At 72.2% G+C, this 21,936-nt stretch carries 16 protein-coding genes; 9 read left to right on the top strand and 7 right to left on the bottom strand.

The features are described from left to right. Window positions 1-201: 201 nt before the first annotated feature. Window positions 202-846 carry a hypothetical protein gene (locus ACFV88_RS10980; RefSeq protein WP_385488554.1) on the bottom strand — a complete coding sequence of 215 codons (645 nt, stop codon included), beginning with the start codon at window positions 844-846 and terminating at the stop codon, window positions 202-204. A 317-nt stretch (window positions 847-1,163) separates the two neighbouring features. After that, on the bottom strand, window positions 1,164-3,344 hold the full coding sequence (locus ACFV88_RS10975; RefSeq protein ID WP_385488552.1) for a DEAD/DEAH box helicase: 2,181 nt from the start codon (window positions 3,342-3,344) through the stop codon (window positions 1,164-1,166). Window positions 3,345-3,477: 133 nt separating this feature from the next. Between ACFV88_RS10975 and ACFV88_RS10970 the strand changes: the two genes are divergently transcribed. The 6 genes from ACFV88_RS10970 (at window position 3,478) to ACFV88_RS10945 (ending at window position 12,575) form a co-directional block, all read left to right on the top strand. Continuing rightward, entirely contained in the window at window positions 3,478-5,112 is a 1,635-nt protein-coding gene (locus ACFV88_RS10970; RefSeq protein ID WP_385488550.1) for a DUF4192 domain-containing protein, read from the top strand. A 191-nt stretch (window positions 5,113-5,303) separates the two neighbouring features. Beyond that, window positions 5,304-6,065, top strand: a complete 762-nt coding sequence (locus ACFV88_RS10965) for an NUDIX domain-containing protein (RefSeq protein WP_385488548.1) — start codon at window positions 5,304-5,306, stop codon at window positions 6,063-6,065. 191 nt (window positions 6,066-6,256) lie between these two features. Next, entirely contained in the window at window positions 6,257-8,230 is a 1,974-nt protein-coding gene (locus ACFV88_RS10960; protein WP_385488547.1) for an ATP-binding cassette domain-containing protein, read from the top strand. 162 nt (window positions 8,231-8,392) lie between these two features. Then, complete coding sequence (locus ACFV88_RS10955) at window positions 8,393-9,277, top strand: FadR/GntR family transcriptional regulator (protein WP_385488544.1); 885 nt, start codon at window positions 8,393-8,395, stop codon at window positions 9,275-9,277. 722 nt (window positions 9,278-9,999) lie between these two features. After that, on the top strand, window positions 10,000-11,556 hold the full coding sequence (locus ACFV88_RS10950; protein WP_385488543.1) for an RNA polymerase sigma factor: 1,557 nt from the start codon (window positions 10,000-10,002) through the stop codon (window positions 11,554-11,556). A gap of 170 nt (window positions 11,557-11,726) precedes the next feature. Then, window positions 11,727-12,575, top strand: coding sequence for a serine protease (locus tag ACFV88_RS10945; protein ID WP_385488541.1), 849 nt, complete (start codon window positions 11,727-11,729; stop codon window positions 12,573-12,575). Window positions 12,576-12,826: 251 nt separating this feature from the next. Here the strand turns inward: ACFV88_RS10945 and ACFV88_RS10940 are convergent, their stop codons facing one another. Next, the gene (locus tag ACFV88_RS10940) at window positions 12,827-13,057 is read right to left on the bottom strand and encodes a hypothetical protein (protein ID WP_385488540.1); all 231 of its coding nucleotides are present in this window, start codon (window positions 13,055-13,057) and stop codon (window positions 12,827-12,829) included. A gap of 448 nt (window positions 13,058-13,505) precedes the next feature. Here ACFV88_RS10940 and ACFV88_RS10935 point away from each other — a divergent pair, with 448 nt between their 5' ends. Continuing rightward, entirely contained in the window at window positions 13,506-15,629 is a 2,124-nt protein-coding gene (locus ACFV88_RS10935; protein ID WP_385488538.1) for a type IIA DNA topoisomerase subunit B, read from the top strand. A gap of 107 nt (window positions 15,630-15,736) precedes the next feature. Here ACFV88_RS10935 and ACFV88_RS10930 read toward each other — a convergent pair whose 3' ends face one another. Further along, window positions 15,737-16,444, bottom strand: a complete 708-nt coding sequence (locus tag ACFV88_RS10930; protein WP_385488536.1) for a response regulator — start codon at window positions 16,442-16,444, stop codon at window positions 15,737-15,739. 426 nt (window positions 16,445-16,870) lie between these two features. On the opposite strand from ACFV88_RS10930, the gene ACFV88_RS10925 reads away from it, so the two are divergent. Next, window positions 16,871-17,125, top strand: coding sequence for a hypothetical protein (locus ACFV88_RS10925; RefSeq protein WP_385488533.1), 255 nt, complete (start codon window positions 16,871-16,873; stop codon window positions 17,123-17,125). An 86-nt stretch (window positions 17,126-17,211) separates the two neighbouring features. On the opposite strand, the gene ACFV88_RS10920 is transcribed toward ACFV88_RS10925, so the two are convergent. The 3 genes from ACFV88_RS10920 to ACFV88_RS10910 all read right to left on the bottom strand — a co-directional run bounded on the left by ACFV88_RS10920 (window position 17,212) and on the right by ACFV88_RS10910 (window position 20,558). After that, window positions 17,212-17,889, bottom strand: coding sequence for a response regulator (locus ACFV88_RS10920; RefSeq protein WP_385488530.1), 678 nt, complete (start codon window positions 17,887-17,889; stop codon window positions 17,212-17,214). Then, complete coding sequence (locus ACFV88_RS10915) at window positions 17,886-19,526, bottom strand: ATP-binding protein (protein WP_385488529.1); 1,641 nt, start codon at window positions 19,524-19,526, stop codon at window positions 17,886-17,888. Before ACFV88_RS10915 ends, ACFV88_RS10920 begins: the two co-directional genes overlap by 4 nt. Window positions 19,527-19,622: 96 nt before the next feature. Next, window positions 19,623-20,558 carry a sucrase ferredoxin gene (locus ACFV88_RS10910; protein WP_385488526.1) on the bottom strand — a complete coding sequence of 312 codons (936 nt, stop codon included), beginning with the start codon at window positions 20,556-20,558 and terminating at the stop codon, window positions 19,623-19,625. A gap of 249 nt (window positions 20,559-20,807) precedes the next feature. Between ACFV88_RS10910 and ACFV88_RS10905 the strand changes: the two genes are divergently transcribed. After that, window positions 20,808-21,935 carry a CobW family GTP-binding protein gene (locus tag ACFV88_RS10905; protein ID WP_385488525.1) on the top strand — a complete coding sequence of 376 codons (1,128 nt, stop codon included), beginning with the start codon at window positions 20,808-20,810 and terminating at the stop codon, window positions 21,933-21,935. The last annotated feature ends 1 nt before the right edge of the window (window position 21,936 follow it).

The raw sequence follows: 21,936 nt of genomic DNA, 5'->3' as shown, positions 1-21,936 counted from the left end.
CTGCGTCGTCAGGTCCTCGTGCGCCGCGGGCCGCCCGGACGTGATCGCGCGGGCGGGTCCGGCGGCCGTGTCCGGAGGTGTTGAGAGGTGTTCGCGGTGGTGGGAGCAGCCGTGCGGACCCGGTGGTGCCCGGCCTCCGTGAGCGGACGCCCGTGCGGGCGTGCCTCGGGAGGCCGGAGGGTCGGGCCGGTGCCGTACGGCTCAGCGTGCCGCCGCCCGGCGCAGTAGTTCCGATGCGGCTCCCCCGGCCCGGGGCTGTAGGGGAGTGAGGTCCGCTGCGAAGTCCTGGGAGGACGAGAGGGAGCTGGGACGGCGACCGCCCCGTCCCTCGCCGAGTACCTGCCAGCCGTCGCGGGTCAAGGTGATGTAGGCCCCGCAGCGAAGCCCGTGCAGGGTGCACGCGTCGCGGAGCCCCCACATCCAGGCCCCGTCCTCCTGGGTCCAGCGTGCGTCCCCGTCCCGGCAGTAGAGCAGGACCGCGGTGCGCACCGGGGTGCGTCTGCGGAGGTCGTGCGGAATCACCCGGCGGAGCTGGGCGAGCAGGGCGTTGCGGAACACCCAGCCGTCGGCCGAGGCGGCACGGCGGGTGAACGAGGCACTGGCCCGAAGACGTTCATCGGGGTCGAGGACGGCGACGACCGCGGTGGCCGGTGTCGGCCGGTGACGGGCGTGCAGTCCGCTGACCACCTCACGTGGGTTGCGCAGCAGCGGAATCCCGGCCGCTGCCCATTCAGCGGGTTCCAGCATCCGGGCCAGTTGGTTGGCGGCATCGGTCGGCAGGTTCTCACGCGTCGGGGACGCAGACATCATCGATGCCGCCTTGGACGGAGCGAATCCGAAGGTCACGGCCCTCCCTTCGGCTACGCGCCCACATACGGGGCGGAAACGGACGTGGGGGAGCGCACCACGGCACAGCCCTCTCGGGAGACGGGCGAGCCGCAGGGGAGCAATGCCAATTCTTCCCGTCGTATTGGCTTGCGGCAACGAGCAATTGGGACCGTCGACCCATTCCTTGGCATTCGTCTCTTATATCCCTCGCCCGAAGATCTCGGAACGCCCTGTCTGCCCGCCGTTTTTCCGCGATCCGGCCATGAGGTCACCCGGCGGTCACCCACAGGTCGGGTGAGCCCGTCCGGCGCGCCCGCACGCACCGGACGTACGACTCATCCGGGCAGGGCGAGCACCAACGGCAGTACCTCGGCTGCTCCCGCCCGCCGCAACAGCCGTGCGGCGACCGCCAGGGTCCACCCGGTGTCGGTCTGGTCGTCCACCAACAGGACGGGCCCGTCGGCGGCCTTGACCGCCAGCGACAGGTCCGTGGGGAGGTGCAGCGCGCCGTCGAGGACCTTCAGCCGCTGGGCACTGTTGCTCCGGGGGGTGCGTGCCGGCTCGTGTCCCGGCGCGTACTCGATGCTGCCCAGGAGGGGGAGCCGGCCCACCTCCGAGATCCGGGCGCCCAGGGACTGGATCAAGCGGGGTCTGTTCAGCGAGGCCATCGTCACCACGCCGACCGGCCGGGCCATCGCGTCGGGCGCGCCGGACGCCCAGCCGCCCGGTCCCCTGGCCCAGTCGGCGAGCACGTCCACCACGGCCCGTGCCACATCGTCCGGAACCGGTCCGTCGGGAGCGTGGGCAGCCAGCATCGGCCGGAGGCGGTTGCCCCATCCGATGTCCGACAACCGCCCCAGGGCGCGCCCCGTGGCCGCCTGTTCGCTGGCGGGAATGCGGCCCTTGAGCGAGATGCCCACGGCCGTCAAGCCGGTCGGCCACATGCGGCGGGGTTCCACCTCCACGCCCGGGCGCTCCAACTCGCCCCGAGCCCGGTCCAGCGCGGCGCCGGAGACCTCGGTGTCGAACCGCGCCCCGGCGCAGTTGTCGCACCGGCCGCAGGGGGCGGCCTCCTCGTCGTCGAGCTGGCGGCGCAGGAACTCCATGCGGCAACCGGTGGTCCGCACGTACTCCCGCATGGCCTCCTGCTCGGCCGACCGCTGCCGGTTCACCCAGGCGTAGCGTTCGGTGTCGTACGCCCAGGGCTCGCCCGTGGACAGCCAGCCGCCCTTGACCCGCTTCACGGCGCCGTCGACGTCCAGCACCTTCAGCATGGTCTCCAGCCGGTTGCGCCGCAGCTCCACCAGGGGCTCCAGGGCGGGCAGCGACAGGGGCCGGTCCGCTCCGGCGAGCACCTCCAGGGTCCTGCGCACGTGCTCCTCCGGCGGGAACGCCAGCGAGGCGAAGTACTGCCAGATCGCCTCGTCCTCCCGGCCCGGCAGCAGCAGGACCTCCGCGTGCTCCACCCCGCGGCCGGCCCGGCCCACCTGCTGGTAGTAGGCGATCGGTGAGGCGGGGGAGCCGAGGTGGACGACGAAGCCCAGATCGGGCTTGTCGAATCCCATGCCGAGGGCCGAGGTGGCGACCAGGGCCTTGACCCGGTTCGCCAGCAGGTCCTCCTCCGCCTGCTGCCGCTCGGCGTTCTCCGTCTTGCCGGTGTACGAGGCCACCGTGTGCCCCCGTTGGCGCAGATAGGCGGTGACCTCCTCCGCCGCGGCCACCGTGAGGGTGTAGACGATGCCCGAGCCCGGCAGGGCGTCCAGGTGCTCGGCCAGCCACGCGAGGCGGTGCGCGGCGTCGGGAAGGGCGAGGACGCCCAGGCTGAGGCTGGACCGGTCCAGGGGGCCGCGGAGGACCAGGGTGCTTCCCGTGTCGTCCGCGCCGTCCGTCGCCGCGGCTCCCGTGCCGAGCTGCTCCGCGACGTCCGCCGTCACGCGCGCGTTCGCCGTCGCGGTCGTGGCCAGCACCGGGACGCCGGGCGGGAGGTCCGCCAGCATGGTGCGCAGCCGTCGGTAGTCGGGTCGGAAGTCGTGCCCCCAGTCCGAGATGCAGTGCGCCTCGTCGACCACCAACAGTCCCGTGGCGGCGGCCAGCTCGGGCAGCACGTTGTCCCGGAAGTCGGGGTTGTTGAGGCGCTCGGGGCTGACCAGGAGGACGTCCACGGCGCCGGCGCCGATCTCCTGCTGGACGGTCGCCCACTCCTCGGGGTTGGCCGAGTTGATCGTGCGTGCGTGGATGCCCGCACGGGCGGCGGCGTCCACCTGGTTGCGCATGAGGGCGAGGAGGGGCGAGACGATCACGGTGGGGCCGCCGCCGTTCTCCCGCAGCAGCGCGGTCGCGACGAAGTACACCGCGGACTTGCCCCAGCCGGTGCGCTGCACCACCAGGGCCCGGCGCCGTTGTGCGACCAGTGCTCTGATCGCCCGCCACTGGTCCTCCCTGAGGCGTGCGGCCGGGTCACCGACCAGCCGGGCGAGGACGGCGTCGGCGGCCGTGCGGAGTTCGTCGTTGCTCATGCCCCCATGCAACCCGATGGGTCCGACATTGCGCGACCGACCCCGCTGACCTGTGGACAACTCCTGTCGTGTCCCTGATCCGGGTTATCCACAGGAACAACCGGAAGATTGCATTCCGGGGGATGGTCACTCCATGACGAATCACCACGACGCCACGGACCCCGCCGACCACGGCCCGGACAGTCACGGCCCGGACAGCCGGGGGACGAACGACCACGGCCCGGACGGCCAGGGGTCGAACGACCACAGGCCGGACGACCACAGGGCGGGCGACCGCGTGCCGGACGGACACGTGCCGGACGAGCGCCCGGCGACAGCGGACAATCACCCGGCGCACGGTTCCGCCCACACGGGCGCGGCCCCCGCCCCCGACCGGCCGGCCAGGCTGATCGACTGCCCGGACTTCGACGCACCCGTCAAGCTCCGGTCCGCGGCCGAGATGGCGGACGCGCTCCCGTACATCCTCGGCTACCGCCCCGAGGACTGCGTCGTCCTGCTGGCCCTGCACCGGCAGGAGGGGTACAGCAGGTTCGCCGGCCGGGTGCGCCTCGGCATCCCGAAACGCACCGAGGACTGGCGGGCGGTGGCGGACGAACTGGCCCGGTGCCTGGTGATCGGGTCGGCGCGCCGCGGCTCCCTGCCCGATGCGGTGGTCGTCTTCGTCTGCCGCGAGCCCCGGGGCGACGGGACGGGCCCCGCCGTCATGGAAGGGCTCCGCCCCCTGGCGCAGTACCTGCGCCGCGCCTGCGGCGGCTTCGGGGTGCCCGTGGTGGAGGCGCTGTGCCTGTCCGCCGGGCGCTACTGGTCCTACTGCTGCCCCGACGAGCGCTGCTGCCCCGCGGAGGGCACCGCCATGGGCTTGCCGGGTTCGTCGGTGCTCGCAGCGGCGGCCGCCTACGCGGGAATCCGGGTGCGCGGCCCGCTGCGGGAGCTCCGCGCCCGACTCACCCCCTGGGAGGGCCCCGCGGCGCGCGAACAGGAATCCGCCCTCGACACGGCCCGCGCACGGCTGATGCCCGACGGGGGCGACCGGACGGGGTTGCCGGACGCCTTCGCTGCGACGCTCGCCCTCGCCCGCACCGCGCTGAACAGGCTCGGAGCAGCGCCGCGCGACCCCGACCCGACGGCGGCGGACGGGGCGGACGACGCGCTGTTCTCCCACGACGAGGCGGCGGCCCTCATCATCGGCCTCCAGGACCGGGACACCCGCGACGCTGCCGCGGAGTGGATGGAGGGGCCGGACGGGGAAGCGGCGCTCAGGCTCTGGCGCACGCTGGCCCGCCGTTGTGTCGGCCCGTACGCGGACCACGCGGCGGCACCCCTCTCCCTCGCCGGCTGGGTCGCCTGGTCCACCGGGGACGGCCTGGAGGCGCGCGAGGCCCTGGCGATGGCCCTGGCCGCCGACCCCGACTACCTGTTCGCCAGGTTGCTGCACCGGGCGTGCAACGACGGTCTGAGCATCGAGACCATGCGTGAGTGCATTCGGCAGGGCGGACAGGAGCGGGAGGCCGCCCGGGCCCGGGCGGCGGATGCGCCCCGCGGCCCGCAGCCGGATCGGGTCGCCCCCGCCCCGAGGTCCGCGCGGACCGCCGCCGCGCTCCGCCGCGGCAAGGCCCGACAGCGAGCGGCCGGAGGAGCCCGCGGCCCGCTGCCGAGCGGACCGCCGACCCGCCCGGGGACCCGCCCGCGCCCCGCCGCCCGGCCCCGTCCCGTCGCCTCCCCGCGCCCGGTGACCCGCCCCGGACCTGGCCGCCCCACCGAACACTGACGAGGGCGAGGAGAGCGATCGCCGGAGGTGGTCCCGCGATCGGGCGCGGACGGTACGAGGGCGGCGGGTCGCCTCCATGGCCCCGAACGTCGGGACGGGAGAAGGGACGTGAGGTGACGGAGCCCGAACGAGGATCTGCGAGGAGGACGGAATGGACTGTTTATCGTCAGGGAGACGACTATGATCGCGGCATGCCGCCCTACGACCCGTCAGCCTTCCCGCCCTTCGCCGTCACCGTCGACCTGGTGGTGCTGACCGTCCGGCGCCATGCGCTGTGCGCACTGGCGGTCAGGCGTGGTGAGGCGCCGTTCCAGGGGTGCTGGGCGCTTCCCGGCGGCTTCGTGCGGGAGGACGAGGACCTGTCGGTGGCAGCGGCCCGTGAACTCGTGGAGGAGACCGGGTTGTCCGTCCACGACCCGGCCGCCCCGGCCCAACCCCACGGTGCGCACCTCGAACAGTTGGCCACTTACGGCGACCCGGAGCGCGACCCCCGCATGCGCGTCGTCAGCGTCGCCCACCTGGCGCTGGCACCGGACCTCCCCGCGCCCCGGGCGGGCGGTGACGCCAGCAACGCCCGATGGGCACCGGTGGAGGAACTACTCCAACGGGGAGGGCCCGACAACGGGGGCGAACAGCCGGCGCCGCTCGCGTTCGACCACGGGCGCATCCTCGCCGACGGGGTGGAGCGTGCCAGATCGAAGATCGAGTACTCGTCGCTCGCCACGGCCTTCTGTCCGCCGGAGTTCACCGTCGGTGAGCTGCGCAGGGTCTACGAGGCGGTGTGGGGGGTCACGCTGGATCCGCGCAACTTCCACCGCAAGGTGACCGGGACGCCCGGGTTCCTCGTCCCGACCGGTGGGACCACCACCCGCCAGGGCGGCCGGCCGGCGCAGCTGTTCCGCGCGGGCGGCGCCACGCTCCTCAACCCGCCCATGCTGCGGCCGGAGGTCTGACGCACGGCAAGCCCAACGGCGGGTGACGGGGACGGGCCGCTCCTTCCCCAGGGCAACACCCATGCCCACCAATGACCGAAAAGTCTAGTTTGTCGCGCTATCTTGCTCGGGTACCCATGGCGTCGCCCGTCCCCCGCCTCGGTGGGCGGGACTCCGGCCGCCGAGCGGTCGCACCGCCCGCGAGAGAAGCGATGATCCAGGCCATCGGACTGACCAGCACGTCCCGCAAGGAGACCTTGCCGACCGTTGCCGACGTCTCCTTCGACGCGCCCACCGGACGGATCACGGCCCTGCTCGGGCCACGGGGAGCGGGGAAGTCGACGGTCCTCCGGCTGATGCTCGAACTCCAGCCGGGCCGGGGAACCGCCCACTTCCGAGGACGTCCGCTGCACCGCATCCCGCACCCCGCGCGTGAGGTGGGCGTCGTTCTCGGCGAGGTGCCGGGTCACCCCGCCCGCACGGTCCGGGGGCATCTGCGCATGCTGTGCGCCGCGGCGGGAGTACCCGGGGGTCGGGCCGACGACGTCTTGGAGGTCACCGACCTCGACCGGGTGGGCGACACCCGGCTCGGCTGCCTCTCGCGCGGCATGGACCGCCGCCTCGCGCTCGCGTGTGCCCTGCTCGCCGATCCGCACACGCTCGTTCTCGACGCCCCCACGGACGGCCTGTCGACCCCTGAACGGAGCCGGCTGCACCACCTGTTGCGGTCCCACGCCGGGCTCGGGGGCACCGTGTTGTTCAGCACCGACGACGCGAAGGAAGCCGCCCGTACCGCTGACCGCGTCGTCACCCTCGAAGCCGGGCGGGTCATCGCCGATCAGGAGGCGGTCGACTTCGCCCGCACCCGGTTGCGGCCCAGGGTCGCCGTGCGCAGCCCGCACGCCGTCCGGCTCGCACGATTCATCACCCAGGAGGCGCGCGCGGCCCGACAGTCGGTCGAGGTCGTGAACGAGGCCGGCAACCGGCTGTCCGTGTACGGGAGCAGCTGCGCGGAGATCGGTGAGCTCGCGTACCGGCACGGCATCCTGGTCCACCAACTCGCCGATGAGACCGGGGACACGGGGCCGCTGGTCGGCGGCGACGGAGACCGGGTCGCCGCCGAGGGTGACCCGCCCGGCCGGAAACCCCCTCCGGCCCCCCGCAGCCCCGCTCGCCTCAGCGCCCCCGCCTCACCGACGGACCTGACAGCCCCCGTCACCCAAGTCGCCCCCACCACCCTCACTGGCCCCACCAGCCCCATGGACCCCGAAGAAGCGGCGCCCGGCGGTACGGGGCCGCTCGCCGCACCCGCCGCTGTACGCACTGCCGGGCTCGACGACGCCGCGCACCCACCCCGTACCGCCGCGCCGTCCACGGTGGTGGAGCCCCGCGTGCTCCCGCCCGCCATCACGGTGCGCCCCGTGGGATCGCCGCTGCGCCCGGTCCGCTACGAACTGCGTCGCGCCACCGGCATCGCCATCGGGTACGTCACCTGTGCGACGGCGCTCGTGATCTCCGCCGTCCTCGCCGTGTTCCTGGCGAGGACGGGTCATGAGCCGCCGGCCCGCCTCCTCGCCGCCTGGCCCGAGCAACTACCGCTGCCCCCTGCGGCCTTGGGCGCCGGACTGCTCGGCGCTCTCGCCTTCGGCGACGAGTTCCGGCATCCGGCGCTCGCCGCGGACCGGGGCACGGTGCCCCGCCGGCTCGGACTTCTCGGCGCCAAACTCACCGTCGCGGCGGCCACGGCACTCCTCCTCGCCGTCGTGACCGTCGGGTGCGACGCCCTGCTGCTCGGCCTCGTCTACGGAGGGGAGGTCGGAGCGCTCCCGTCGTCCTGGCCGGTGCTCGCCGCGAGCTGGATCGGGCTCGTGACCGGCTGCTCCTGGGCGGGTGTGCTCGCGGCCGGAACCTTCAAGTCGACGGCTGCGGGCCTCGCCGCCGTACTGGCGGTGCCCGTCCTCGTGGTGCCGGTCGTACAGAAGGTCTTGTCTGGTCCATCTGTTCGAACGGCGGCGGGACTCCCGGCACGCCTCCAGGAGTTCACGATGTGGCCGTTCGGGACGGAGAAGTTCCTGGTCGCCGGCCTGCGGATGATCACGCAACCGGTCGGCAGCGCGCTGGCGCTCTCGCTCGCGGCGCTGTTGTGCGCGTATCTGCTCACAGTGAGCCGTAGCAGGGTGCGTTGAAGACCGAGACTGACCGATTGGTCGACCTGCGGACACAACTTCCCGAGTGGCGTTCACTTCTTTCCGATAAGGCGTCAATTGCGAAGGGGTGAGCGATCACCCTTTCGTGTGCTTTTCACCAAAGACCTCAAGGCCCCTGAGGGCAAGGCCGACAAAGGTTCCGTGAGTACCCTTGCGCACACCATGATGACCACCGCCCGCACCGCAGACTCCGGCCTCGCCGGACCGGGCGGACTCGACCGCTACACCTACCCGGAGGCCCCCGCGACGGACCGCGGCGTATCGGCCTGGGACACGTCCGACCAGGAGTTGGGCCGCGTCGGCAGGCGGGCCGCGGGCAGCCGTGGCCGAGGTCTGCACGGCCAACTCGTCCAGCAACTCGGCCAGATGATCGTTTCCGGTGACCTGGGCGCCGACCGCCCGCTCGTGCCCGAGGAGATCGGTCAGCGGTTCGAGGTCTCCCGCACCGTCGTCCGGGAGTCCCTGCGCGTACTCGAAGCGAAGGGCCTGGTCAGTGCCCGCCCCAACGTCGGGACCCGGGTGCGCCCGGTCAGCGACTGGAACCTGCTCGACCCCGACATCATCGAGTGGCGCGCCTTCGGCCCCCAGCGGGACGACCAGCGCCGTGAACTGAACGACCTGAAGTGGACGATCGAACCGCTGGCGGCCCGGCTCGCCGCCGGGCACGGTCGGGAGGACGTGCAGCAGCGCCTCACCGACATGGTCGAGATCATGGGGCACGCGCTCGGCCAGGGCGACGCCGTCACCTTCGTCCGCGCGGACGCCGAGTTCCACGCCCTGCTGATCCAGGCCGCGGGCAACCGCATGCTGGAGCACCTGTCGGGAATCGTTTCGGCCGCGCTCCAGGTCTCCGGCGGCCCGGTGACCGGTTGTGACCGTCCGCACGAGGGGGCCCTCGTCCACCACGCCCGCATCGTCGACGCGCTCGCCCAGGGTGACGGGGCGGCCGCCGAGGCCGCGATGCGTCAGCTGCTGACCTCCCACCCCGAGGTGGAGCGCGTGGTTCCGGCTCCCCGGGAACACTGAGAGGCCCTTCCGTCCGGCCCGGTGCGCCCCGCTGATGCGGGGCGGGCCGCCGGCGTGCGCGTCGGCGCGATCCGCGGGTGTCCCCGCGGATCGCCGAGCCGGGTCGGCGGCCCCTGTGCGGGCGAGCGTTCCGCCGCCCACCCCGTCGAGCGCCGCCCACCCCGTCGCTGTTCCGCCCGCCCGGCATCCCCGCGACGCGTGACGCATCCCGCCCGCGGCGGACCCGGCAGGAGCGGGACCCGGACGGCTACGCCTGCGGTTGGGCCCGTCGATCCGGTCGATCCGGTCGATCCGGTCACTCGGGTCGACGCTGCCGATCGGACCGGGGCCGTCGAGCCCTCCCCCGCCCCGGAAGCGGCAGGGTCCGCAGCACCTCGCGGAGTGCGTGGCCCCCGTTCCAGCCGGTCAAGAAGACGACGCAATACGGCGACGTCGGATCGACCTGGGGCAGACAGTCGCAAATCCTGACCGCTTCTGATCGGGTCTAGAATCTTTTGTGCGCTTACGGGGTGTGACTCGGGCCACGTAGATTGACCGTAACGCTCCCGGGCACTGCGCGATGACCTAAGAGGTGACAGGCCGAGGAGGGAATACGGCAGCCGTTGACGGCGCTGTGAATCTCCTAGGCCACGCCCGCGCCGTCGACACATCCCCAGTCGGCGGTCGTCGGCTCCCGTCCGCAGTGGACGGAGTCGGAAGCCGTTTTCCAACGTTCCGAGAGGTTGTTCGTGTCGGCCAGCACATCCCGTACGCTCCCGCCGGAGATCGCCGAGTCCGTCTCTGTCATGGCGCTCATCGAGCGGGGAAAGGCTGAGGGGCAGATCGCCGGCGATGACGTGCGTCGGGCCTTCGAAGCTGACCAGATTCCGGCCACTCAGTGGAAGAACGTACTGCGCAGCCTCAACCAGATCCTCGAGGAAGAGGGTGTGACGCTGATGGTCAGTGCCGCGGAGCCCAAGCGCACCCGAAAGAGCAGCGTCGCAGCGAAGAGTCCGGCCAAGCGGACCGCGACCAGGACCGTCGCCTCCAAGACGGTCACCACCAAGAAGGCCGCAGCAGCGCCGGCCGCCGGTTCGGCGTCCGCAGGCGCGTCCGACGACGACGCGACGACGCCCGCCAAGAAGGCGGCGGCGAAGAAGACCACCGCCAAGAAGACCGTGGCGAAGAAGACCACGGCGAAGAAGACCACGGCCAAGAAGGCGACCAGCAAGAAGGGCGCCGACGAGGTCCTCGACGACGAGTCGGCCGAGGAAACCCCGGGTACGCCCGGCAAGCCCGGCGACGAGCCCGCCGAGGAGGGTGCGCAGGGCTTCGTCCTGTCCGACGACGACGAGGACGACGCGCCCGCGCAGCAGGTCGCCGCGGCCGGTGCCACCGCCGACCCGGTCAAGGACTACCTGAAGCAGATCGGCAAGGTCCCCCTCCTCAACGCCGAGCAGGAGGTGGAGCTGGCCAAGCGCATCGAGGCCGGACTCTTCGCCGAGGACAAGCTGGCCAACGCGGACAAGCTCGCACCCAAGCTCAAGCGCGAGCTGGAGATCATCGCCGAGGACGGCCGTCGGGCCAAGAACCACCTGCTGGAGGCGAACCTCCGGCTCGTCGTCTCGCTGGCCAAGCGGTACACCGGCCGCGGCATGCTCTTCCTCGACCTGATCCAGGAGGGCAACCTCGGTCTGATCCGCGCGGTCGAGAAGTTCGACTACACCAAGGGCTACAAGTTCTCCACGTACGCCACCTGGTGGATCCGGCAGGCGATCACCCGCGCGATGGCCGACCAGGCCCGCACCATCCGCATCCCGGTGCACATGGTCGAGGTCATCAACAAGCTCGCCCGCGTGCAGCGGCAGATGCTCCAGGACCTGGGCCGCGAGCCCACCCCGGAGGAGCTGGCCAAGGAACTCGACATGACCCCCGAGAAGGTCATCGAGGTCCAGAAGTACGGTCGTGAGCCGATCTCGTTGCACACCCCGCTCGGCGAGGACGGCGACAGCGAGTTCGGTGACCTGATCGAGGACTCCGAGGCCGTCGTCCCGGCCGACGCGGTCAGCTTCACGCTCCTCCAGGAGCAGCTGCACTCCGTGCTCGACACGCTCTCCGAGCGCGAGGCGGGCGTCGTCTCCATGCGGTTCGGCCTCACCGACGGTCAGCCGAAGACCCTCGACGAGATCGGCAAGGTGTACGGGGTCACCCGTGAGCGCATCCGGCAGATCGAGTCGAAGACGATGTCGAAGCTGCGCCACCCGTCCCGCTCGCAGGTCCTCCGCGACTACCTGGACTGATCCGCCCGTTCCTGCCCGTCGCCGATCCCGGCGGGCACGGCCGTGGGCGTTACGCCAGTGAGGGCCCGGTTCCCGGTGGGGACCGGGCCCTCCGGCGTGTGTGCGGGTGCGGCGGGGACCCGGTTGGTCGACGCTGGGTGGGTCATCGCCACCCTGTGTGAGGAGAGCGCATGCCCCGTCCCCTCGTCCGTGCCCTGACCGGAGCGCTGCTGCTGGCGGCGGCCACCACCGCGCTGCCCGTGGCGGGCCCGTCCTCCGCGTCCGCCGACGGCCTGGTCGTGGGCGGCCGTCCGGTGGACATCGTGGACAGCCCCTGGGTCGTCGCCCTCTCCAGCCGTGACCGGTTCGGCGGTACCCGGGCGGGACAGTTCTGCGGCGGTGTCGTGGTGGACCGTACGAGGGTGCTGACCGCGGCCCACTGCCTGGGGCCCGAGGCGCTCGGCTCGGTGCGGGCGGCGGACCTCGCCGTCATCGCGGGGCGCGCCGACCTGCGGGACGGAACCGGTGTGGAGGTGCCCGTCCGGGAGACCTGGGTGAGTCCGGCCTACGACCGTACGACGAACGCGTGGGACGTGGGGGTGGTGACCCTCGCCGAGCCGCTGCCGGAGCGCTACGTCATTGCGGTGGCCGGTCCCGGTGACCCCGCGTACGAGGCGGGTACGCCCGCGGCCGTCTACGGCTGGGGGGACGTCACCGGGCGCGGTGACTACGCGGTCGCCCTGCGCTCCAGCCAGGTCGAGGTGCTGCCGGACGAGGTGTGCCGCCGGGCGTACCCCGGTGGTCCCGAAGGGCGCTACCTCGCCGACTCGATGTTGTGCGCGGGGGTGGGGGAAGGGGGCCGGGACGCCTGTCAGGGAGACAGCGGCGGTCCGCTGGTGGCGAACGGACGGTTGATCGGGCTGGTGTCCTGGGGGAGCGGCTGCGGCCAACCGGACCGTCCGGGGGTCTACACCCGGCTGTCAGCCTTGGTCCAGCGGCCCGAACAGCCGCAGCAGTCGGACACCGACGACGACTCCTGACCCCGGCTCCGTCCTGGCGGGCAGCAAGGGAACGGGCACCAGGGCCGACGACGGCAGGGTGGGAGACAGCAGCGTGGGCGACGGGAGGCGGGCGGCGGCAGCGGAATCCCGCGGCTCGCCGCTACCACCCACCGCTACCGTCCGCCTGCACACCGCCAGGGTGCGCAACGCAAGCGGGCGGGCCCCGTCACACGGGGACCGCCCGATTCGCCGGCCTGACGCCGGTGCTGGCTCGTCGTGGATGCGAAGTGTCAGCGTTCCTCGGCCTCGGTCGAGGCCGGAGCGGCGTTCAGGCGCTCCGTCTCGTCCTGTATCTCCGCGGCGATCTTCTTGAGTTCCGGCTCGAACTTGCGACCATGGTGGGCGCAGAAGAGCAGTTCACCGCCGCTCAACAGGACCACGCGGAGGTAAGCCTGGGCGCCGCAACGGTCGCAGCGGTCAGCGGCCGTCAGCGGGCTCGCGGGGGTCAGAACAGTAGTCACGTCGCCTCTTCTCTAGCTCGACGAGCTGTCGTACCAGGGTCAACATCCAACCAGGCCGAAAACGTTCCCGCTCGTGGCTTCTCCTCGAAAAAATCTTTCCGATCTTGCCGAGGTGGCTGTCTGCTGCCGGTTGGCGGCGAATGTGCCGTAGTGCGTGTCTTCGTGTCGTACGGGTTCGCGCGGTTTGCCGGTTCGGTCCTCCCGGCTGGATGCCGGTTGTTCATGAGGACGTGCCCGGAGCCTAAATGGTTCATGCCTGGAAGGGAACGTGATGTGTACTTCACTCCAACGAGCGATCGAACAGACATGCGATCCTCGACTAGGCTTGGTGCGGGTTGAGGGTGGCGTGACAACGGCTCTACCAGGGCTCGGTACCCTCTGAGCGGCGACCGAAGCCTGGGCCCTACCCCACGGGGCCCCATCTGAAATTCAGCGAGGAGCGAACCGCGTGACCGCCGATACGTCCGTGCCGTCCACTGCGCTGCTGACCGGAGCAGACCGGGACGGTTCCAACTACACCGCGCGGCACCTGCTCGTCCTGGAGGGGCTGGAAGCGGTTCGCAAGCGGCCCGGGATGTACATCGGGTCCACCGACAGCCGTGGCCTGATGCACTGCCTCTGGGAGATCATCGACAACTCCGTCGACGAGGCCCTGGGCGGCTACTGCGACCACATCGACGTGGTCCTCCACGACGACGGTTCGGTCGAGGTCCGCGACAACGGTCGTGGCATCCCGGTCGACGTCGAGCCCAAGACGGGGCTGTCCGGTGTCGAGGTCGTCCTGACCAAGCTGCACGCCGGCGGGAAGTTCGGCGGCGGCTCGTACGCCGCATCCGGCGGCCTGCACGGCGTCGGCGCCTCGGTGGTGAACGCCCTGTCGGCCCGCCTCGATGTCGAGGTGGACCGGGGGGGCAACACCCACGCGATCAGCTTCCGCCGGGGCGTCCCCGGAGCCTTCGCCAAGCCGGGAGCGGAGGCGACCTTCGAGCCGGGGCCCGGTCTGCGCAAGGCCAAGCGGGTCCCCAAGACGCGCACCGGCACGCGGGTGCGCTACTGGGCGGACCGGCAGATCTTCCTCAAGGACGCCAAGCTCAACCTGGAGACGCTCCACCAGCGCGCCCGACAGACCGCTTTCCTGGTGCCCGGCCTCACGATCGTCGTCCGGGACGAGCTCGGCCTCGGTGAGGGCGGCAGCAAGGGCGAGGAGTCCTTCCGCTTCGACGGGGGCATCAGCGAGTTCTGCGAGTACCTCGCCAGCGACAAGGCGGTCTGCGACGTCGTGCGCTTCTCCGGCCAGGGCACCTTCAAGGAGACCGTCCCGGTCCTCGACGACCGGGGGCAGATGACCCCGACCGAGGTCACCCGCGAGCTGGGCGTGGACGTCGCCATGCGCTGGGGCACCGGGTACGACACCACGGTCAAGTCGTTCGTCAACATCATCGCGACGCCCAAGGGCGGTACGCACGTCACCGGGTTCGAACGTTCCGTGACCAAGACGGTGAACGAGGTGCTCCGCGCCCAGAAGCTGCTGCGGGTCGCCGAGGACGACGTCGTCAAGGACGACGCCCTGGAGGGGCTGACCGCGGTCGTCACCGTCCGGCTCGCCGAGCCCCAGTTCGAGGGGCAGACCAAGGAGGTCCTGGGCACCTCAGCGGCCAACCGGATCGTGGCCGCGGTGGTCGCCAAGGAGCTCAAGACCTTCCTCACGGCCACGAAGCGTGACGCGAAGGCCCAGGCCCGTGCGGTGATGGACAAGATGGTCGCCGCCGCCCGCACCCGTATCGCCGCCCGTCAGCACAAGGAGGCCCAGCGTCGCAAGACGGCCCTGGAGTCCTCCTCGCTGCCCGCCAAGCTCGCCGACTGCCGCAGCGACGACGTGGAGCGCAGTGAGTTGTTCATCGTGGAGGGGGACTCCGCGCTCGGCACGGCGAAGCTCGCCCGGAACTCCGAGTTCCAGGCGTTGCTGCCGATCCGCGGAAAGATCCTCAACGTTCAGAAGTCGTCCGTCTCGGACATGCTCAAGAACGCCGAGTGCGGGGCGATCATCCAGGTCATAGGAGCCGGCTCCGGCCGCACCTTCGACCTCGACGCGGCCCGCTACGGGAAGATCATCCTGCTGGTCGACGCCGATGTGGACGGCGCGCACATCCGCTGTCTGCTGTTGACGCTGTTCCAGCGGTACATGCGGCCCATGGTCGCGGCCGGTCGGGTCTTCGCGGCGGTCCCGCCGCTGCACCGGATCGAGCTGGTCCAGCCCAAGAAGGGCCAGGACAAGTACGTGTACACGTACTCGGACCGCGAACTGCGGGAGACCCTGCTGGAGTTCCAGCGCAAGAACGTCCGCTACAAGGACGGCATCCAGCGTTACAAGGGGCTCGGCGAGATGGACGCCGACCAGTTGGCCGAGACGACGATGGACCCGAGGTTCCGCACGCTGCGCAGGATCAACATCGCCGATCTCGAAGCGGCGGAGCAGGTGTTCGACCTGCTCATGGGCAACGAGGTGGCGCCGCGCAAGGAGTTCATCACCAGCTCCGCGGCGACGCTCGACCGGTCGCGCATCGACGCCTGATCCGTCGTCTGCGTCCGGCGCCCGATCCGGCGTCGGTCCGCTGTCCGGTTCGGCGCCCGCCCGGGCGCCGAACCTCATGCGCGCCCCGCACCGGCGCGCGCGGGCCGCTAGCGGTCCGAGCCGCGCGGGGACACCCAGGCGTACCGGTGCTCCGGCCGGCCCGTGTCCCCGTACCGCAGGGTGAGTTGGAGGCGGCCGGCCTGTTCCAGGTGGCGCAGGTAGCGCTGTGCGGTGGAGCGGCTCAGCCCCGTCCGTTCCGCCACCTCGTGCGCGGACAGCGGCTGTCCGGCCCGGTGGAGGACTCCGCAGATCAGGTCCGTCGTGGGCACCGAGTGCCCGCTGGGCAACCCCTGGGTCGCGGTCGGCGTGGTGGTGCGCAACGCGCCGAAGATCCGGTCGACCTGTTCCTGGGCGGCCATCCCGCTGCCCCCGACGCGGTCCACCGTGCGGCGTAGGGCCGCGTACGCCTCCAGTCGGCTGCGCAGGGCGTCGAAGGTGAACGGTTTCACCAGGTAGTGCAGGGCGCCGAGGCGCATGGCGTCCTGCACGGTGGTGACGTCACTCGCTGCTGTGATCATGATCACATCGGTGCGGTGACCCAGTTGGCGCATGTGTTGCACCAGGGACAGCCCGGTCCGGTCGGGCAGGTAGTGGTCGAGCAGCACCAGGTCTATCTCCTCGCGCTCCACGGAGGCGAGGGCCTGGGCGGCGTCGTGGGCGCGACCGGCCACGCGGAAGCCGGGGACCTTGGCCACGTAGCGGGCGTTGATCTCGGCGACGCGGAAGTCGTCGTCCACGACCAGGACGTCAATCATCGACCGGGCCTTTCTGGTTAAGCCCTCGGTGAGGCTTCGTTGTTCTAGCGCGCACAAAACGAGCACAACAGGGTTTTGCAATCAGAAGATGGGCCAGCGCGCACAAGGATCGCACTGTGACGCGCCCGCCACCTACGGTGCCGGGCCATGACCACAGATACCAGCAGGGCGACCGGACGGTGCTCCGGTCGCCGGGAACGGAGGCGGTCCCGCGCGACGGCCCGGTGATCCGGTGCCGCCCGCAGACTCCCGCTCGGGCCGTCGGGGCCGGGGTAGACGTCGACCCCGCCCTCCGCTACCGCCCCGGGCCCCTGTACGCCCCGCTGAAGGCCCGGCGGCCCCTCCCGCTCCCCCGGGAAGGGTCGCCGCACCTCCGGCTCCTGACGCGGCCGTCAGGCTGATCCACCTCACGAGGACGTGATGCGCATGCCGGACACCAACCGATGGAGGTCGGCCGCCGGCGCTGGGCTGATGGCGTTGGGCGCCCTCGTGGGACTGTCCCTGGTGAGCGGAGGGTCCGTGGGCGACGGCTCCGGGGTGCCCGCACCGCGCCAGGAGCAGACGACCGTCGACGAGGCGGAGCACGGCAGCCCCTCCCCGGTGGGCCGGTCGGCCAGGACCGTGCCCGACGCGTACGGCGGCACCGGAGCCATCCGGCCCGCGAAGACCGTCCGGCGCTGATCCCGACCAGGACGCAGGACACAGACCACGGGCTCGACGAGCCCCCTCACGTGAGCCCCCGCGCTACTTCCCCCGCGCGCGGGGGCTCACCCGCGCGTGGCCCACGCGTAGCGGTGCTCCGGGCGTCCCGTCTCCCCGTACTTCAGGCTGAGGCGCACCCGGCCCGCCCGCTCCAGCAGCTTCAGGTACCGCGCCGCGGTCTGCCGGCTGAGCTGGGTGCGGTCGGCCAACTCCTGGGCGGAGACCGGGCCGTCGGCGGACACCAGCACCTTGCGCACCAGCTCCGCGGTGGTGGGGGAGTGCCCCTTCGGCAGGTCCGGCTCCCCGGTCACGGCCAGCGCGCCGAAGATCCGGTCGACCTCCGCCTGCTCGGCCTCGCCACCGCCGCGCAGGGTGCGCTGGAGGGCCGCGTACGCCTCCAACTTGGTCCGCAACCCGGAGAACGCGAACGGCTTCACCAGGTACTGGAGGGCGCCGAGGCGCATCGCCGCCTGCACGGTGCCCACGTCCCGCGCGGCCGTCACCATGATCACGTCGGTCTCGTGGCCCCGCTCGCGCAGCCTGCGCACCACGTCCAGGCCCGTCTCGTCGGGCAGGTAGTGGTCGAGGAGGACAAGGTCGACCTCGCCGCCCTCCACGCAGTCCAACGCCTCGGCCGCGTTGTACGCCTTCGCCACCACCCGGAACCCGGCGATCTTCTCCACGTAGGCCGCGTTCACGTCCGCCACTCGGATGTCGTCGTCGACGACCAGGACCTCGATCACCGCGACTCCTCCGCCTGCGTCAGTTCCGCCTCGGACAGGGCCTCCGGCAGCCGCACGGTGAACTGCGCACCGCCGCCCGGAGCCTCGGTGACCTCCGCGTCACCGCCCTGGCGCTCGGCCAGTCTGCGCACCAGCGCCAGACCGATGCCCCGCTTGCCGCGCGCGGGGGCCTTCTTGGTCGTCCACCCCTCCAGGAAGATGGTCTCCCGTTGGTCGGGCGGCACCCCGGGGCCGGTGTCCTGCACCCGCAGCACCGCCGCCCGGCCCTCCGCCCGCAGCACCACCTCGACCCAGGCGTCCGAGGAGCCGGAGGCGGCGTCCAGTGCGTTGTCCACGAGGTTGCCGACGATGGTGACCAGCCCGCGCGGATCGATCAGCCGGTCCGGCAGCCAGGTGTCGGGCGACACCGCGAGCGAGACGCCGCGCTCGGCCGCGACCGTCGCCTTGCCGACCAGCAGGGCGGCGAGCAGCGGGTCGTGGATCTTCTCGGTGATCTGCTCGGCGGTGACCCGGTGCGCCCCCGCGACCTCGCCGACGAACTCGACGGCCTCCTCGTACATCTCCAACTCCAACAGGCCGAGCAGGGTGTGCATGCGGTTCGCGTGTTCGTGGTCCTGGGCCCGCAGGGCGTCGATCAGACCGCGCGTCGAGTCCAGCTCGCGGCCCAGCTGCTCCAGTTCGGTGCGGTCCCGCAGGGTGGCCACGGCGCCGCCGTCGTCGGTGGGCATCCGGTTCGCGATCAGCACCCGGGTGCCGCGGACGGTCACCAGGTCGGTACCGGTCACCCGGCCGGCCAGGACGTCGGTGGTGCGGCCCGGGCCCAGCGCCGAGTCCAACGAGCGGCCGACCGCTTCGGTGCCGAGGTTCAGCAGCCGGTGGGCCTCGTCGTTGAGCAGCCGGATGCGGCCGTGGCGGTCGAGGGCCACCACGCCCTCGCGGATGCCGTGCAGCATCGCCTCGCGCTCGGCCAGCAGCGCGGAGATGTCCGAGAAGGCGAGGTCCCGGGTCTGCTTCTGGACCCGCCGGGAGATCAGATAGGCCGCGATCGCACCGACCGCCAGCGCACCGCCCGCGTAGGCGAGCAGGCTGGGGATGGTGTGGATGAGCCGGGCGCGCACGCTGTCGTACTCGATGCCGACCGACACCGCCCCGATGATCTCGCCCCGTGCGTCCTGCAACGGCACCTTGCCCCGTGCGGACCGCCCGAGGGTGCCGTTGTCTATCTCCATCACCTCGTGGCCCGCCAGGGCGGCGCTGGGGTCCGTGGAGACGAGCTTCCCGATCTGGTGGACGTCCGTGTGCGACCAGCGCACCCCGTCCGTGTTCATGATCACGATGTACTCGGCGCCGCTCGCCCGTCGGATGCGGTCCGCAACGTCCTGGACGGGTCCGCCGGGCGTCGGCAGGGACTCCTTCACGTCCCGGGCGATCTGCGGCTGCGCGGCCGTCGTCTGCGCGATGGACAGGGCGCGGCGCATCGCCTGGTCGTCGAGCTGGTCGCTGAGCGGCGCCAGGAACAGGCCCGTGGCCAGCACGGCGACGCCCGCGGCGATCGCGAGCTGCATCAGGAGCACCTGGGAGAACATCCGCCGGGGCAGACCGAGGCGCAGGCGTCGCGTGGGGGGAGACGAGCTCATGTGTACGAACGGTACGGGGCCGGGGCCGCTTCCCCGTAGTCCCTGTGGTGGGTATCTCGTGGCGTTGATGTGCGGATACGTTCCGTGGTGGTCGGGTCACCCGCCCGGCGTCGGGCTCACCTCACGGACCGCGACCACGTCCATACGGGCCGGGGTGGCCAGGGCGGCGCCGCAGCTCTCCGGCCGCGCCGGCAACGAGGCCCCCTGGGCGACCGTGACGCGCCACCCGCGGCCGTCCGCATGGGCCACGGTCACCTCCCAGCGGGGCGCCGCCCCCTCGGTCCGTACGACGCTCAGCACGCCCGCCGTGAACTCCCGCGCGGCCGTGCGCACCGCCAGTTCGGCGGCCTGGCCCGGGCGTTCCCACGCCGAGCCGCCCCGGCAGCGCTCCGTGACGATCCGGCCGTCCGCGACCGCCGACAGGATCTCCTTCACCAACGGCGCCTCGACCCTGCCGTACGCGTAGCCGTGGGGGAGCACCAGCACCGTGGGGGAGAAGCGATGGCCCCCGATGTGGGTGACCTCCCAGGCGCCGTCCACCCCGGAGGCGGCCAGCTCCTGCGCCAGCGGACGCCCCAGCAGCGCACAGCAGCGGTCCCGCTTGCCGTTCGTGCACACCAGCGTCAACGGGGCGCCGCGGTGCGCGGACGCGCCCATCGCCCGGTCGAAGCCGCTGTGGTCGCCCGCGCCGAGCGCCCGGAAGTCCAGGTCCAGCAGGCGGGCGGGGTCGCCCTCGACCGACTCCCGCAGCCAGCTCGCGCCGGGCACCGTGTGGGCCGCGTACACCCGTCGCCGACCCGGCACCTGCCGGTCGGCGGGCCGCCCCGGTCGGCGGATCAGGGCCACGCGCACCCCGGTGTCCGTCGCCGCGGCCTCCAGGGCCCGACCGAGCGCCGGGTCCAGCCGGCTCGACGTGAGGGCCTTGGCGCCCCAGGGGCCCGGCTGTTCGACGAGCAGCCAGGTCCGGGCGGTGGCCGCGGTTCCGGCGAGCGGCTCGTCGAAGTCCCGCGAAGCGCTTGTGCACGTACTCACAGAGGTGAGCCTAACCTGGCTTCGGTCGCGGGGACTTCCCGCCCGGCCGCGCCGCCCCGGATCACCGCTGGGCCCCGGACCACCGCCCGGGTTACCCCGGACCACCGGCGGGCCGCCCCGGACCGGACGGCGTGCCGGGTCGCGGACCGGTACAGCCCTCGTATCCTGGTCGCCCGGCGCCCCGCGGGGGCGGTAGCAGACGCCCGGACGTCCCGCCGGACCGGCCGGGCGCAGGCGAGAGGGCACGTGTTGAGTCAGCAGCAGATCCCGGTCATCGTGCTCGCGGGGTTCCTGGGCGCGGGCAAGACCACACTGCTCAACCATCTGCTGCACAGCAGCCGCGGCAGCCGCATCGGGGCCGTCGTCAACGACTTCGGGTCCATCGAGATCGACGCCATGGCGGTCGCCGGTCAGCTCGGCGACTCCACCGTCTCCCTGGGCAACGGCTGCCTGTGCTGCGCCGTCGACGTCAGCGAACTCGACACCTACCTGGAGCGGCTGACCCGGCCCTCGGCCCGGATCGACATCATCGTCATCGAGGCCAGCGGCCTGGCGGAGCCCCAGGAACTGGTGCGGATGGTGCTGGCGAGCGAGAACCCGCGCATCGTGTACGGGGGGCTCGTGGAGGTCGTCGACGCCGTCGAGTTCGCTGCGACACGGCTGCGCCACCCGGAACTCGACCGGCATCTGCGCATCGCCGACCTGGTGGTCGTCAACAAGGCCGACCGGGTGCCCGGGGAGGAGCTGCGGCGGGTGCTGGACACGGTCGCCTCCCTGGTGGACCGGGCCGCCGTGGTGACCGCGGACTTCGGGCGGATCGACCCCGAGCTGCTCTTCGACCGCAAGGCCGTCGAGGAACGGGTGGGCCAGCTCTCCTTCGACGACCTGGCCCTGTCGGGGAGTTCCCCGGGGGACGCCGATGGCACCGCGCACCCGCACGCCCCGGAGCACCTGCACACCGCGTACGAGACGGTGTCCTTCCGGGCCGCCGGGGGGCTGCACCCGCGCCGGCTGATGGACTTCCTCGACAGCAGGCCCGAGGGGCTCTACCGGATCAAGGGCCACGTCGACTTCGGCGCGGCCGACCCGGACCACCGCTACACGGTCCACTCGGTGGGACGGTTCCTGCGCTTCTCCCCCGAGCCGTGGCCCGCGGGGGACGCCCGCGGCACCCGACTCGTGCTCATCGGATCGGGCATCGACACCACGGCCCTGGAGGCCGGGCTCGACCGCTGCCGCACCCTCCCCGACGAGGGGACGCCCGAGGAACACACCATGTGGGGCGTCCTGCGTTACGTCCCTGGGCAGGACGATCCCGACGCCCCCGCCGACCACCCGTACCCGGCCGAGGACCCCGAGGTCCCCGACCGGGTGTGAG

This window comes from Streptomyces sp. NPDC059816, assembly GCF_042732055.1.
Lineage (GTDB): Bacteria > Actinomycetota > Actinomycetes > Streptomycetales > Streptomycetaceae > Streptomyces.
The sequence above is the reverse complement of the archived record's forward strand: the minus strand, read 5'-3'. Positions and strand labels throughout refer to the sequence as shown.

What these genes read in the sequence shown, in the direction of transcription:
- ACFV88_RS10975 (WP_385488552.1), bottom strand. Translation starts at nt 3,344, where the DNA reads ATGAGCAACGACGAACTCCGCACGGCCGCCGACGCCGTCCTCGCCCGG.
- ACFV88_RS10970 (WP_385488550.1), top strand. Translation starts at nt 3,478, where the DNA reads ATGACGAATCACCACGACGCCACGGACCCCGCCGACCACGGCCCGGAC.
- ACFV88_RS10965 (WP_385488548.1), top strand. Translation starts at nt 5,304, where the DNA reads ATGCCGCCCTACGACCCGTCAGCCTTCCCGCCCTTCGCCGTCACCGTC.
- ACFV88_RS10960 (WP_385488547.1), top strand. Translation starts at nt 6,257, where the DNA reads ATGATCCAGGCCATCGGACTGACCAGCACGTCCCGCAAGGAGACCTTG.
- ACFV88_RS10945 (WP_385488541.1), top strand. Translation starts at nt 11,727, where the DNA reads ATGCCCCGTCCCCTCGTCCGTGCCCTGACCGGAGCGCTGCTGCTGGCG.
- ACFV88_RS10930 (WP_385488536.1), bottom strand. Translation starts at nt 16,444, where the DNA reads ATGATTGACGTCCTGGTCGTGGACGACGACTTCCGCGTCGCCGAGATC.
- ACFV88_RS10925 (WP_385488533.1), top strand. Translation starts at nt 16,871, where the DNA reads ATGCCGGACACCAACCGATGGAGGTCGGCCGCCGGCGCTGGGCTGATG.
- ACFV88_RS10915 (WP_385488529.1), bottom strand. Translation starts at nt 19,526, where the DNA reads ATGAGCTCGTCTCCCCCCACGCGACGCCTGCGCCTCGGTCTGCCCCGG.